Here is a 13,312-nt window from a genome sequence, read left to right as displayed (position 1 = left end):
GTTCTCATCCGGCCATGCAATGAAGCGGCGAAAACTGCCGCGCCCATTGCCAAGAACAACCAGAGGAACCCCCGGATGCTTCGTCTCTCTCTGCGAGCGACCAAACCGCTTGCCCGTGCCATTCATTTTGCTTTGATCGGGATGTCCGCTGCGCCTATTGCCTTGGTGTCGTTTGACTCTATTGCGCAGAGCGAAATGCACAGTTACCGGATTTCGGCAGGAGCGCTGGGCAGCGTGCTGAGCCAGTTCGCCACCGAGGCTGGAGTGACCTTGTCGTTTGCCGCATCGCAGACTAAAGGGCTGCAATCCCCCGGGTTGCAAGGCGTGTATTCAGTGGACGAAGGGTTGGCACGTTTACTGAGAGGTAGCGGTTTGCAGGGGCAGCGCCAAGGTAATGGCAGCTATGTGTTGGTGGCGACGGGTGAGTCAGTCGAGCTATCGCCGTTGAATATCTCCAGCCAGTTTGCCGAGTCAGCCAATGCATTGGGCGGCGACACGGGTTATCGGGCGAAGGCCGCAAATACGGGTAGCAAGACCGGTGCGTCATTGGCCGAAACCCCGCGCTCGATTTCCGTGGTGACCCGCCAGCGTATGGAGGACCAGCATTCGCAAACCCTGACCGATGTTCTTGGCTACGTTCCCGGTGTTTTCGCCCCGCCGTTCGCGGCGGGTGATGGACTGGCAGGCGACCTGTTCTACATCCGCGGTTTTCTCGCCACCGATTTCGGTTACGGGCTGCTGCGTGATGGCCTGCGTGTGCAGGGCAACCGCTATGACACCACCAGCGAACCTTATGGCCTGGAGCGAACCGAGATATTTCGTGGGCCGACCTCGATTCTCTACGGTGAAAATGCACCGGGTGGCCTGGTGAATCTGGTCAGCAAGCGTCCTACCGCGGAGTCGCGTGGCGAGGTGCAGCTCAGCTACGGCAGCCATAACCGCAGGCAGTTGGCGCTTGATGTATCGGGTCCGCTCAGCGACGACGGTAATGTGCTCGGCCGTCTGGTCATGCTTGGGCGCAACGCTGACAGCCAGGTCGAGAAGATCCCGGATGACCGCATCTATGTTGCACCGTCGCTGACCTTCAACTTCAGCGATGCGACTGCGTTGACGCTGTTGTCGAGCTACCAGCGCGACAGGACCATGATGAGCCTGGGCTACCCCGCAGCCGGAACGCTGTTGAACAATGCCAATGGAAAGTTCGACCGTGATGACTTCATCGGCAACCCCAACTGGGATGATTTCAAGCGCGAAACCTGGAGTCTTGGCTACGAATTCAGCCACCAGCTCAACGAAACCTGGGCGTTTCGCCAGAACTCGCGTTATTTGCAATCGCGGATAGATCGCCAGGAGAGTTGGCCGAGTGCTCTGAACAATAACGGCTTCGGTACGACAGTCACCAATACGGCTTATGACCGCTTCAACAAGTCCATTACCTATTCGCTGGACAACCAGTTCGAGGGGCGCTTCAGCAATGGCGCATTCGAACACACGGTCCTGCTCGGTGCGGGCACTGACAGGACCTCGTTCAACCAGGACTGGGACGCCGGCTTCGGCGGCTCGGTCAATGTCTTCGACCCGGTCTATTCGGCAACGAAGCCGACGATGAGTGTCCGTATCCAGAACGCTCAACTCGACCAGCAGATGTACGGGCTTTACGGTCAATTGCAGACCAAGTTCGACCGCTGGATCTTCTTGCTTGGCGGCCGGCAGGATTACGTGAACAGCCAGTACCGTAATCGCGCCGGCACCCTCAATGGTCTGGCCGACATGGACGAGTGGGATAACGACTTCACCTGGCAGACCGGGCTGATGTATCAGTTCGACAACGGTGTGACGCCTTACATCAGTTACTCGACAGCCTTCGTTCCGGTGCAGCAGACGACATCCACGACCGGGCCGCTCACGCCAATCAAAAGTGAGCAGTACGAGGTTGGTGTCAAGGTTGAGCCTAAGGGCTGGAACAGCAGCTTCACTGCCTCGGTTTATGATCTGCGCAAACAGGACGATGTGATTTTCGACACCGTCCTCAATGACAATCGGCAAGTTGGTGAAAGCCGCTCCAAAGGCTTCGAGTTGGAAGCCTCCAGCGACCTCAATGAAAACCTCAACCTGGTGGCTGCCTATACCTATACCGACGCACGTATCACCCGTGACAACCAGACGTCATTGCTCGAAGGGCATCAGATGACCGGTGTGCCGCGCAACCAGGCTTCGCTCTGGGCCAACTATCGATTCCTCGATGGGGTCTTGCGTGGTCTGCGCCTGGGCGGCGGTGTGCGGCATTTCGATAGCACCTTTGCCTACACCAGTCCTTTGACTCTTTACGGCAAGCTCGATAGCGGTGATGTGACGCTGGTCGATGCGGCAATCGGTTATGCAATCGACGACCACTGGTCCGTCGATGTGAATGTGAAGAACCTCTTCGACCAGGAATACGTGTCGGGATGCAACAATGCCGGCCGTTGCTACTGGGGTGAAGAACGCACCGTGCTGGGGACCCTATCACTGCGCTGGTAAGGGGTAAGGGCATTCTGCAAGGGCGACTCGGCCTTGCGCATATTCACCCAACTGCCGTCCATGGCTTACATGCCAGGCGTCCCTAATCCTGTGTCCCCAACCCCTGCCGAAGGCTACAATGCGCGGCTGCTGAAGCAGCCCAACCTGCCATCGTCTTTGATGGCAGGTCTTCGATGACGCGGCGACGCGTCTAGCGCAAGGAGTTTTTCATGGGACAGCGTACTCCCCTGCACGAGTTGCATCTGGCCCTCGGGGCCAAGATGGTCGATTTCGGTGGTTGGGACATGCCGTTGCATTACGGTTCCCAGGTCGAGGAGCACCACCAGGTGCGCCGTGAATGCGGTGTCTTCGACGTTTCTCACATGGCCGTGATCGATGTGTCCGGTGCCGAGGCCAAGCCTTATCTGCGGCACCTGCTGGCCAATGATGTCGAGCAATTGCAGACCCCCGGCAAAGCGCTCTACAGCGCCATGCTCAACGAGCATGGCGGGGTGGTGGACGATCTTGTCGTCTACCTCACCGCCAACGGTTATCGCCTGGTGGTGAATGCCGCCACGCGGGCCAAGGACCTGGCCTGGATGCACCTGCAGGCACAGGACTTCGATGTGCGCCTGTACGGTCGTTCCGACTTGGCATTGCTGGCCATCCAGGGACCGCAGGCGCGGGCTCGCACGGCTGATCTGGTGACCGCTGCCCGCGCTTCGCTGATCAATGAGCTCAAGCCGTTCCAGGGCCTGGCCGAAGGCGACTGGTTCATCGCCCGCACCGGTTATACCGGCGAGGACGGCCTGGAAATAATGCTGCCGGATTACCAGGCGGTGTCGTTCTTCAATGACCTGGTCGGTGCCGGCATCGCCCCCAGTGGTCTCGGTGCCCGCGACACGTTGCGCCTGGAGGCTGGCCTGAATCTATATGGCCAGGACATGGACGAGGACGTGTCGCCCCTGGCCTCGAACCTGGGCTCGACCATCGCCTGGGAACCGGCCGAGCGGCACTTCGTCGGCCGCCAGGCGCTGGAGGCTCAGCGTGCGGCCGACGACCTGCCGAAGCTGGTCGGCCTGGTGCTGGAGGAGCGTGGCGTGCTGCGTGCCCATCAGGTGGTGCGCGTCGATGGCGTAGGTGAGGGCGAGATCACCAGCGGCAGTTTCTCGCCCACGCTGAACAAGTCCATCGCCCTGGCTCGCGTGCCGGCGGCGACCGGCGATCGCGCCGAGGTGGAGATTCGTGGCAAGTGGTACCCGGTGCGCGTGGTGCGCCCCAGTTTCGTTCGGCACGGCAAGGCCGTAATCTGACTGCTAAATTTTTCGGGCAGCCCTGCCCAAGACCGTAGAGGACAACCCGATGAGCAATACTCCTACCGACCTGCGTTACGCTGCGAGCCATGAGTGGGCCCGTCTGGAAGCCGATGGCACCGTGACGGTGGGCATCAGCGACCACGCCCAGGAAGCCCTGGGCGACGTGGTCTTCGTCGAACTGCCGGAAATCGGCAAGGTGCTGGCTGCCGGCCAGGAAGCCGGTGTGGTCGAGTCGGTCAAGGCTGCCTCGGACATCTACGCCCCGGTCTCCGGCGAGGTGATCGCGGCGAACAGCGAGTTGGTCGACAGCCCCGAACGGGTCAACGAAAAACCTTACGAGGCCTGGTTCTTCAAGCTCAAGCCAAGCAATCCGGCCGAACTGGACACGTTGCTCGACGCCGCTGCATACGAAGCCAGCCAGGGCTGAGGCCTTTGCTCTTGTAGGATGGCGTCATTCCAGCACGGCGCGCACCAGCGACACGTGTGCGCCGACCGCTGCCAGGTTGCCGGCGGCGGCCGCGAGGATGGCGCTGTGCATCGGCGTGGCGATATCTCCGGCGGCGAAAACACCCGGCACGCTGGTCTGTTTCCAGTCGTCGACCTTCAGGTAGAAGCCATTCGCTCCTTCCTCCATCGCACAGCCCAACTGCTCGGCCAGTGGATGGGTCATGTGCACGCGGCTGGCGACGAACAGGCCTCCCAGCGCCAGGCTGCGGCCATCCTTGAGGCGCACGCCATCCAGCTCCGGCGCTTCGCCTAGCAAGGCCTCGATGGGCGTGCGCTCGATGCGTACGCCACGGGCGTCGAGCAGTGCCCGTTGTTCGGCATCCGGTTCGAACAGTCCTTGAGTGAACAGCGTGGCCTCGCCCCAGTCCGGCAGCATCGCCGCCTTGGCGGCGGCCATCGGCTGGTCGGCCAGCACGCCCAGCGGGCGGTCGCGCAACTCATAGCCATGGCAGTACGGGCAGTGCACCACCGTATGGCCCCAACGGGCTTCGAGACCGTCGATGGCTGGCAGTTCGTCGCGTACACCGCTGGCGAGGATCAGCCGCGCCGCCCAGAACGCCTGTCCATCCGCCAGGCTGACCAGGAACCCGCCATCTTCCTGGCGCGCGGCGACTGCTTCGCCCTGCATGCGGCGGAACGTGGCGTAAGGGGCCAGTTGTTCGGCGGCGATGCGCTGGATTTCCAATGGCGCCACGCCCTCCTGGCCGAGGAAATTGTGCGACGAGGCGGCGAAGCGATTGCGCGGGCGAGCGGTGTCGATGAGCAATACGTGGCGGCGTGCGCGGGCCAGCGGCAAGGCGGCGGAAAGGCCGGCGAAGCCGCCGCCGACGATGATCACGTCATGTTTCATGGGAAAACTCCTGCTTGGGTGATTTCATGAAACTTTATAAGTTACGTAATATGCAGGCGTCAATGACGTAACCTCGGTTGTTACATGGAGCGCCATTTGCTATACCGCAACCCTGATCCGCCACAGGAACCCGATCATGCGAGCCGACAGTCGCCTATCGCGCATGCTGCACGTGCTGATCCACATGGATCGCCATGAAGGCAGCACCACCTCCGACACCATCGCCCTGATGCTGCGTACCAACCCGGTGGTGGTGCGCCGGACCATGGCTGGCCTGCGCGAGCATGGCTACGTGCGTTCGGAGAAAGGCCACGGCGGAGGTTGGACGCTGGCGCAGCCGCTGGCGGCAATCACCTTGCTCGACGTCTACCGTGCCGTCGGCGAGCCGCCGCTGTTCGCCATCGGCCCGGCCGAAGAACAGCCGAAGTGCCTGGTCGAGCAGGCGGTGAATTCTGCTGTCGGCGATGTCATGGACGAAGCCCGTACCCTGTTGCTGGGCCGTTTCGGCGAGATCACCCTGGCCAGCCTGGCGCAGGATTTCGACGAGCGTTGCGCTGGCGTCTATCCCTTCGAGGAGATCATTCAATGAGCGACGAACTGCACATCACCGACCTGCAACTGGGCGACGGCAAGGCGGTGGTCAAGGGCGCCCTGATCACCACTCAATACCGGGGCACGCTGGAGGACGGCAGCGAGTTCGACTCGTCCTTCGCCCGTGGCAAGCCCTTCCAGTGCGTGATCGGCACCGGACGGGTGATCAAGGGCTGGGATATCGGCCTGATGGGCATGCGCGTGGGTGGCAAGCGCACGTTGTCGGTCCCGGCGCACCTGGCCTATGGCGAGCGCAAAGTTGGCGATATTCCGCCGAACTCCAATCTTTCCTTCGAAATCGAGTTGCTCGAAGTGCTGACCCGCGACGATTGAACCACTCCTTCCAAAGTGCCGGGCGCCCGACCGTAAAGGCGCAAGGCACGCCGGATGCCAGCCCGCTATGGTCAATGGACTTTTCCACGACGCGGAGCATGACGAAATGATGGACTGGAACGCCTATCGTGATCAGTTGATGGCCGGCATCGGTGATCTGCAAAAGCTTTCGCCCGGCACGGTTCAGGGCTATTTGACGGCCAGTGGCGCCGGTAAGCAGACCAACCATCTGGATGCCAAGACGCGGCAACTGATTTCCCTGGCGGTGGCGGTTACCACGCGCTGCGATGGCTGTATCTCGGTGCATGCCGCCGAAGCGGTGAAGGAAGGCGCGAGCAAGGAAGAAATCGCCGAAGCCCTGGGCGTCGCCGTGGCGATGAATGCCGGCGCGGCGCTGGTGTACTCGGCGCGGGTGTTGAGCGCGGTGGATCAGGTCAAGGGCTGATTCTGAGCGTCAGATCGAGGCAGGAGCGGATGTTGGTTATTCCGTCGTTTCCGCGAAGGCGGGAACCCAGAAGACTTGACGCATTTGGATGATTCCCCTTCGGGCCAGCGCAAGCGCTGTTCAGCGATGGAGCCGCTGTCCCGCCTTCGCGGGAATGACGATTGAGAGTGGCGCGAGCGCTCGTAGAGCGTCCGCCCCTGCCTCGAATCGCTCACCCTAATGAACGCCTTTCTAGCGTTTGGCGATGATGTAGACCGCGTGCACGATGCCCGGGATATAGCCGCAGAGGGTCAGCAGGATGTTGAGCCAGAAGGCCCCACCGAAACCGACCTGGAGAAAGACGCCCAGTGGCGGCAGCAGGATGGCAAACAGAATGCGGATCAGGTCCATGAACGGTGTCCTTGAGGTCGATTGGGGGTATTCAATCGACCATCGGGACGTGGGGCGGTTCAGGGTTTCGTGCGCGTTGCGCGGGTGAAGCGTGTTTACCCCCTGTAATAGCGTTGGGCCACGAACGGCGTTTTCGCCACCTTCACCGGCACCCGCTTGCCGCGCACCACCGCCCAGAGCTCGCTGTCGAGCGCAACGAAGGCGCTCTGCACATAGCCCATTGCCAGCGGCGCGCCGAGGGATGGGCCGAAACCGCCGCTGCTCACCTGGCCGATCAGCGTGCCATCGGCATCGACGATCTCCGCGCCTTCACGAACCGGCACGCGCTCCTGCGGCAGCAGGCCGATGCGCTTGCTGGCAACCCCTGAGCGCTGCTGCTCGAAGATGCGTTCGGCGCCAGGGAAGCCGCCCGCGCGGGCACCATCGGCGCGGCGCACCTTGGATATCGCCCACAACAGGCTGGCCTCGATAGGCGTAGTGGCGGCGCTCATGTCATGGCCGTACAGGCACAGGCCGGCTTCCAGGCGCAGCGAGTCGCGGGCGCCGAGGCCGATGGGCTGCACTTCGGTTTCCGCCAGCAGGCTGCGTGCCAGCGTTTCGGCGTGCTCGACCGGTATGGATATCTCGAAGCCGTCTTCTCCGGTGTAGCCCGAGCGGCTGACGTAGCAGTCGACGCCGAGCAGGCGCACGCTGGCGAACTGCATGAAGGTCATCTGCCTGACCTCGGGCGCCAGGCGCATCAGCACGTCCACCGCCTTCGGCCCTTGCAGGGCGAGCAGGGCGCGGCTGTCGAACAGGCTTTCGATCTCGCAGCGGTTGCCGATGTGCGCGCGCAAGTGCGCCAGGTCCTGTTCCTTGCAGGCGGCGTTGACCACCACGAACAGCACGTCGTCGGCCAGGCGCGCGACCATCAGGTCGTCGAGGATGCCGCCGTTGGCATCGGTGAACATGGCATAGCGTTGCAGGCCGACCGGCAGGTCGAGGATATCCACCGGTACCAGGGTTTCCAGCGCGGCGGCCGCGTCGGCGCCACGCAGGATGATCTGGCCCATGTGCGAGACGTCGAACAGACCAGCCTGGTCGCGGGTGTGCAGGTGTTCCTTCATCACGCCGAGCGGGTATTGCACCGGCATGTCATAACCGGCGAACGGCACCATCTTCGCGCCGAGTTCGAGGTGCAGCGCGTGCAGCGGGGTTTGCAGCAGGGACATGAACATCTCCTTCGCTGAGCGGCGCGCAGGCATAGGCCTGCGCGTCGCCGGGGGCTTATTCCTGATAAGCCTCGATGGATGGGCAGGCGCAGACCAGGTTGCGGTCGCCATAGACGTTGTCGACGCGGCCGACTGGTGGCCAGTACTTGCCGTCGATCAGCGTCGCCACTGGATAAACCGCCTGTTCGCGGCTGTAGCCGTGGGCCCACTCGCCGACCAGTTCGGCAGCGGTGTGCGGGGCGTTTTTCAGCGGATTGTCGTCGCGGCTCGATTCGCCCCGCTCGACTGCGCGGATTTCTTCGCGGATGGTGATCATGGCATTGCAGAAGCGATCCAGTTCCTCGCGCGACTCGCTCTCGGTCGGTTCGATCATCAGCGTGCCGGCCACCGGGAAGGACATGGTCGGCGCGTGGAAGCCGAAGTCGATCAGGCGCTTGGCGATGTCGTCGACGCTGATGCCGCTGCTGTCCTTGAACTGCCGTACGTCGATGATGCATTCGTGGGCGACCAGGCCGTTGGCGCCGGTGTAGAGCACCGGGTAGTGCTCTTCCAGGCGCCGGGCGATGTAGTTGGCGTTGAGGATCGCCAGTTGCGAGGCACGCTTGAGGCCGGCGCCGCCCATCATGCGGATGTACATCCAGGTGATCGGCAGGATGCTGGCGCTGCCGAACGGCGCGGCGCTGACCGCGCCTTCCTTGCGCTCCAGCTGTGCGTGGCCGGGCAGGAACGGCGCCAGGTGCGACTTCACGCCGATCGGGCCGACGCCCGGGCCGCCGCCGCCGTGGGGGATGCAGAAGGTCTTGTGCAGGTTCAGGTGGGAAACGTCGCCACCGAACTGGCCGGGTGCGCAGAGGCCGACCATGGCGTTCATGTTGGCGCCGTCGATGTACACCTGGCCGCCGTTGTCATGGACGATGGTGCAGATTTCGCGGATGCCTTCCTCGAACACGCCATGGGTCGACGGGTAGGTGATCATGAGCGCGGCGAGGTGGTCGCGGTGCTGTTCGGCCTTGGCGCGCAGGTCGTCGATATCGACGTTGCCGCGCTCGTCGCAGGCGGTCACCACCACACGCATGCCGGCCATGCTGGCGGTGGCCGGGTTGGTGCCGTGGGCCGATTGCGGGATCAGGCAGATGTCGCGCTGCGCTTCGCCACGGCTGCGGTGGTAGGCGCGGATCGCCAGCAGGCCGGCGTACTCGCCCTGGGAACCGGCGTTGGGTTGCAGCGACACCGCGTCGTAGCCGGTGGCGGCACAGAGCATGGCTTGCAGTTGCTCGGTCAGCGCCAGGTAACCCTGGCTCTGCTCGGCCAGGGCGAACGGATGCAGGTTGCCGAACTCGGCCCAGGTCACCGGGATCATTTCGCTGGCGGCGTTGAGTTTCATGGTGCAGGAGCCCAGTGGGATCATGCTGCGGTCCAGTGCCAGGTCCTTGTCGGCGAGCTTGCGCAGGTAGCGCATCAGCTCGGTTTCCGAGTGGTAACGGTTGAACACCGGGTGGGCGAGGATCGGCGACTGGCGCAGCAGCTCGCTGGGCAGGGCGTCGCGGGTATCGGCCAGCGCGGCGAAGCTAGGTTGCGTACCGGCTCCGGCGAACAGCGACCAGAGTTGTTCGACATGCTCCGGTGTGGTGGTTTCGTCCAGGGAAATACCGACGTGGCTGGCATCGATTTCGCGCAGATTGATGCCGGTGGTACGTGCCAGCGAGTGCAGGGCTTGTGCATCGCTGACCGCCAGGGTCAGGGTGTCGAAGAAGTGTTTCTGCTCGACGCTCACGCCCAGCGTGGCCAGGCCACGGGCGAGGATCGCGGTGAGGCCGTGTACGCGCCTGGCGATGGCGCTCAGGCCGGCCGGGCCGTGGTAGACCGCGTACATGCCGGCGATGTTGGCCAGCAGCACCTGGGCGGTGCAGATGTTGCTGGTGGCTTTCTCGCGGCGGATGTGTTGCTCGCGGGTCTGCATGGCCAGGCGCAGGGCCGGCTTGCCGAAACGGTCGACCGAGACGCCGACCAGGCGCCCCGGCATGTCGCGCTTGTAGGCGTCGCGGGTGGCGAAATAGGCCGCGTGCGGGCCACCGAAACCGAGCGGCACACCGAAGCGCTGGGCGCTGCCGATGGCCACGTCGGCGCCGAGTTCGCCCGGCGCCGCGAGCAGGGTCAGGGCCAGCAGGTCGGCGGCGACGGCAACCAGCGCATTGGCCTGGTGGAAGCGCTCGATGTTAGCGCGGTAGTCGAACACGTCGCCGTTGCTCGCCGGGTATTGCAGCAGGGCGCCGAAGTAGGGGCTGGCGTCCTCGACCTGGAATTCGTCGCCGACCACCACTTCGATGCCCAGCGGCTCGGCGCGGGTGCGCAGGATGTCGAGGGTCTGCGGGTGGCAATGCCGGGAGGCGAAGAAGGCCTTGGCGGCCTTGTTCTTCGACAGGCGCTGGCAGAAGGTCATGGCCTCGGCGGCGGCGGTGCCTTCGTCGAGCAGGGAGGCGTTGGCGATGGGCAGGCCGGTGAGGTCGCTGATCAGCGTCTGGAAGTTCAGCAACGCCTCCAGGCGACCCTGGGAAATCTCCGGCTGGTAGGGCGTGTAGGCGGTGTACCAGGCCGGGTTTTCCAGGAGGTTGCGCAGGATCGGCGAGGGTGTGTGGGTGGCGTAGTAACCCTGGCCGATATGCGAGCGCAGGGGCTGGTTGCGCCCGGCTATGGCCTTGAGTTCGGCCAGGGCGGCGGCCTCGCTGATACCGTCGTCCAGCGGCAGCACATTACTGCCGTCGATGCTGGGCGGAATCACATGCTTGATCATCGCCTCCAGCGAGTCATAGCCAAGCAGCTTGAGCATGGCGGCGATATCGGCGTCGCGCGGGCCGATGTGGCGCTGCTGGAATTCGTTGCGTACGGCGTAGTCGGTCATGATCGCTCCTCAGGCCTTGGCGTCGATAAGGCGCGCATAGGCTTGCGCAGTCATCAGGGTTTCCAGGGCGGCGTTGTCGGCCAGGCGGATGCGGAAGAACCAGCCTTCGTCGACCGGCGCCTCGTTGACCAGCTCGGGGCGGTTGTTCAACTCGTCGTTGACCTCGGTCACTTCGCCATCCAGCGGCATGGTGATGTTACTGGCGGCCTTCACCGATTCCAGCACCGCGACTTCCGCGCCTTGGCTATACGGGCCGGGCTCGGGCAACTGAACGAACACCACGTCGCCCAGCGCCTCTTGAGCGTAGTCGGTCACGCCGACGGTGACTTGGCCGTCCTCATCCAGGCGCAGCCATTCGTGTTCGACCGTAAAGCGCAGCTCGCTCATGCAACCCCCTTGAAGTGCCAATGGCGCGTTAGCGCGCCGATGCCGCTCCAGAGCAAGGATGGTGCCAGGCTGGGAGCCTTGAAAATCAAGGGTTTCACAGGGAGTTAGCATGGGTTTGGAATGAAATCGTTACAGGTGCTGCGCCCGTACTGGGTGGGCTGAAACGGAATGCAGCCCGGCACCCCGCAGCGAGGTGCGCGCGTGGGGTGGGCTTCAGCCCATCAATGACCAGGTGTAGCGTTATCGTTCCGGTGTAATGGAAGCGTTACGCATCGGGAATCCCATATTTGCGCAGGCGCTTGGCGATGGCGGTGTGCGAGGTGCCCAGGCGCTCGGCCAGGCGCCGGCTGGAGGGATACTGGCGGTAAAGCCGGGTGAGCAAATCGCGCTCGAAGCGGGCGATGCTGGTGTCCAGGTTTTCCTCGATGGCTGGCGGTTTGTCTTCGAGTTGCTTGAGGCGGTCGAAGATATCGAGGTCGTTGTTCTCGATCAGGGTTTTGTCGCTGATCGCCGCTGCGCGGAAGATCACGTTCTGCAACTGGCGCACGTTGCCCGGCCAGCGATGGCCGAGCAGGGTCTGGTGGGTGGCGGGGGCGAGGCGGCAGACCGGGCGGCGGATTTGCTTGCACGCCTGTTCGAGGAAGAAATCCGCCAGGTCGAGGATGTCCTGGCCGCGCTCGCGCAGCGGCGGTACTTCCAGGTTCAGCACGTTGAGCCGGTAGTAGAGGTCTTCGCGGAAGGTGCCGTTGGCGACCATCTGCTTCAGGTCGCGGTGGGTGGCGCTGACGATGCGCACGTTGGCCTGGATCTCGCGCTCGCCGCCGACCCGGCGAAAGCGCCCGTCGTTGAGGAAACGCAACAGCTTGGCTTGCAGGTAGGGCGACATCTCGCCGATTTCGTCGAGGAACACCGTACCGCGCTCGGCCAGTTCCAGCAGGCCGGGCTTGCCGCCGCGCTGGGCGCCGGTGAAGGCGCCGGAGGCGTAGCCGAACAGCTCGCTCTCGGCCAGGCTTTCCGGCAGCGCCGCGCAGTTGAGGGCGAGGAACGGTTCGTTGCAGCGTGTGCCAGAGGCGTGACAGGCGCGGGCCACCAGTTCCTTGCCGGTGCCGGTCTCGCCCTGGATCAGCAGCGGCGCATCCAGGCGCGCGACGCGCTGGGCGCGGGCGACCAGGGTGCGCATCGCTTCCGAGTTGCCGAGCAGCGAGGCGAAGCCATCGGACTGCTCTTGCAGCGCCGACAGGCGCCCGCCGATGCGGCTCGGCTGATACAGGGTGAGCAGCGCGCCGGCCTGCTGCTCGTCGCCGGTCAGCGGCACCACGTCGAGAAGAAAGGCCTGGCCCTGGACGATCACTTCACGCATCGGCAGGCGAAAGCCCTGTTCCAGCAATTCGCCGGTCAGGGCCTGGTCGTTGAACAGCTCGGCCAGCGTCATGCTCGGTTCGGCCATACGCTGGAACGCCGGGTTGGCGAGGACGATGCGCGCCTTGTCATCGACCAGCAGCACCGGGTCGCTCATGGCTTCGAGCAGGGCATTGAGTTGCAGGCGCTTGCGCTGGCTCGGCAGCATGTCGATCACCGTGACCGTCTGCACGCCATGCACGCGCAGCAGCGAGTCGCGCAGTTCTTCCAGTACCTCGGGCAGCAGGGTCGGTGCGTCGATGTAGACGTTCGGCGGCACCATCTCCACGGCATCCAGGTTCAGGTTGCGCCCGCCGAGCAGGGCCAGCACTTCCTGGGTGATGCCGACGCGGTCGACGAAGGTGACGTGGATGCGCATGAGTGATTCGCCATTAGTCGATGAGCGCCCCGAGCGGGGCGCCCAAACTAGCGCGGCCATGGCAGGTACTGCAAGGCCTGGTCGAGGGCGTTACAGCTGTCCCGGCG

General features: G+C 63.9%; 12 protein-coding genes and 1 pseudogene. 6 read left to right on the top strand and 7 right to left on the bottom strand.

From position 1 onward, the window contains the following. Positions 1 to 75: 75 nt before the first annotated feature. The 3 genes from ACSZPK_RS00515 to gcvH (ACSZPK_RS00505) all read left to right on the top strand — a co-directional run bounded on the left by ACSZPK_RS00515 (position 76) and on the right by gcvH (ACSZPK_RS00505) (position 4,242). Positions 76 to 2,520, top strand: coding sequence for a TonB-dependent siderophore receptor (locus ACSZPK_RS00515; RefSeq protein ID WP_437880251.1), 2,445 nt, complete (start codon positions 76 to 78; stop codon positions 2,518 to 2,520). A gap of 209 nt (positions 2,521 to 2,729) precedes the next feature. Further along, on the top strand, positions 2,730 to 3,812 hold the full coding sequence (gene gcvT / locus ACSZPK_RS00510) for a glycine cleavage system aminomethyltransferase GcvT (RefSeq protein WP_437879446.1): 1,083 nt from the start codon (positions 2,730 to 2,732) through the stop codon (positions 3,810 to 3,812). Positions 3,813 to 3,861: 49 nt separating this feature from the next. Beyond that, positions 3,862 to 4,242, top strand: a complete 381-nt coding sequence (gene gcvH, locus ACSZPK_RS00505) for a glycine cleavage system protein GcvH (protein WP_437879445.1) — start codon at positions 3,862 to 3,864, stop codon at positions 4,240 to 4,242. A 24-nt stretch (positions 4,243 to 4,266) separates the two neighbouring features. Here gcvH (ACSZPK_RS00505) and ACSZPK_RS00500 read toward each other — a convergent pair whose 3' ends face one another. Next, positions 4,267 to 5,172 (bottom strand): NAD(P)/FAD-dependent oxidoreductase, encoded by a 906-nt coding sequence (locus tag ACSZPK_RS00500; RefSeq protein WP_437879444.1) that lies wholly within the window; start codon positions 5,170 to 5,172, stop codon positions 4,267 to 4,269. A gap of 136 nt (positions 5,173 to 5,308) precedes the next feature. Here ACSZPK_RS00500 and ACSZPK_RS00495 point away from each other — a divergent pair, with 136 nt between their 5' ends. The 3 genes from ACSZPK_RS00495 to ACSZPK_RS00485 all read left to right on the top strand — a co-directional run bounded on the left by ACSZPK_RS00495 (position 5,309) and on the right by ACSZPK_RS00485 (position 6,541). Further along, positions 5,309 to 5,761: an Rrf2 family transcriptional regulator gene (locus tag ACSZPK_RS00495; RefSeq protein WP_437879443.1), complete on the top strand. Its 453-nt coding sequence runs from the start codon at positions 5,309 to 5,311 to the stop codon at positions 5,759 to 5,761. Then, complete coding sequence (locus tag ACSZPK_RS00490; protein WP_437879442.1) at positions 5,758 to 6,096, top strand: FKBP-type peptidyl-prolyl cis-trans isomerase; 339 nt, start codon at positions 5,758 to 5,760, stop codon at positions 6,094 to 6,096. The genes ACSZPK_RS00495 and ACSZPK_RS00490 overlap by 4 nt, the downstream gene beginning before the upstream one ends. A 106-nt stretch (positions 6,097 to 6,202) precedes the next feature. Then, positions 6,203 to 6,541: a carboxymuconolactone decarboxylase family protein gene (locus ACSZPK_RS00485; RefSeq protein ID WP_437879441.1), complete on the top strand. Its 339-nt coding sequence runs from the start codon at positions 6,203 to 6,205 to the stop codon at positions 6,539 to 6,541. Between the two features lie 231 nt (positions 6,542 to 6,772). Here the strand turns inward: ACSZPK_RS00485 and ACSZPK_RS00480 are convergent, their stop codons facing one another. From ACSZPK_RS00480 to ACSZPK_RS00455, 6 genes and pseudogenes are all read right to left on the bottom strand, one after another. Next, the gene (locus tag ACSZPK_RS00480) at positions 6,773 to 6,931 is read right to left on the bottom strand and encodes a YqaE/Pmp3 family membrane protein (protein ID WP_437879440.1); all 159 of its coding nucleotides are present in this window, start codon (positions 6,929 to 6,931) and stop codon (positions 6,773 to 6,775) included. Positions 6,932 to 7,026: 95 nt separating this feature from the next. Continuing rightward, entirely contained in the window at positions 7,027 to 8,148 is a 1,122-nt protein-coding gene (gene gcvT, locus ACSZPK_RS00475) for a glycine cleavage system aminomethyltransferase GcvT (RefSeq protein WP_437879439.1), read from the bottom strand. 49 nt (positions 8,149 to 8,197) lie between these two features. Next, positions 8,198 to 11,041, bottom strand: coding sequence for an aminomethyl-transferring glycine dehydrogenase (gene gcvP, locus ACSZPK_RS00470; RefSeq protein WP_437879438.1), 2,844 nt, complete (start codon positions 11,039 to 11,041; stop codon positions 8,198 to 8,200). A gap of 9 nt (positions 11,042 to 11,050) precedes the next feature. After that, positions 11,051 to 11,428 carry a glycine cleavage system protein GcvH gene (gcvH, locus tag ACSZPK_RS00465; protein ID WP_437879437.1) on the bottom strand — a complete coding sequence of 126 codons (378 nt, stop codon included), beginning with the start codon at positions 11,426 to 11,428 and terminating at the stop codon, positions 11,051 to 11,053. Between the two features lie 265 nt (positions 11,429 to 11,693). Continuing rightward, positions 11,694 to 11,831, bottom strand: coding sequence for a TyrR/PhhR family helix-turn-helix DNA-binding protein (locus ACSZPK_RS00460; RefSeq protein ID WP_437880250.1), 138 nt, complete (start codon positions 11,829 to 11,831; stop codon positions 11,694 to 11,696). Positions 11,832 to 11,890: 59 nt separating this feature from the next. After that, a pseudogene (locus ACSZPK_RS00455) lies at positions 11,891 to 13,205 on the bottom strand (sigma 54-interacting transcriptional regulator); the annotation flags it as partial. Between the last annotated feature and the right edge of the window lie 107 nt (positions 13,206 to 13,312).

It is taken from the genome of Pseudomonas sp. LRF_L74, assembly GCF_965644255.1.
Lineage (GTDB): Bacteria > Pseudomonadota > Gammaproteobacteria > Pseudomonadales > Pseudomonadaceae > Aquipseudomonas.
This window is presented reverse-complemented; position numbering and strand designations above follow the sequence as displayed.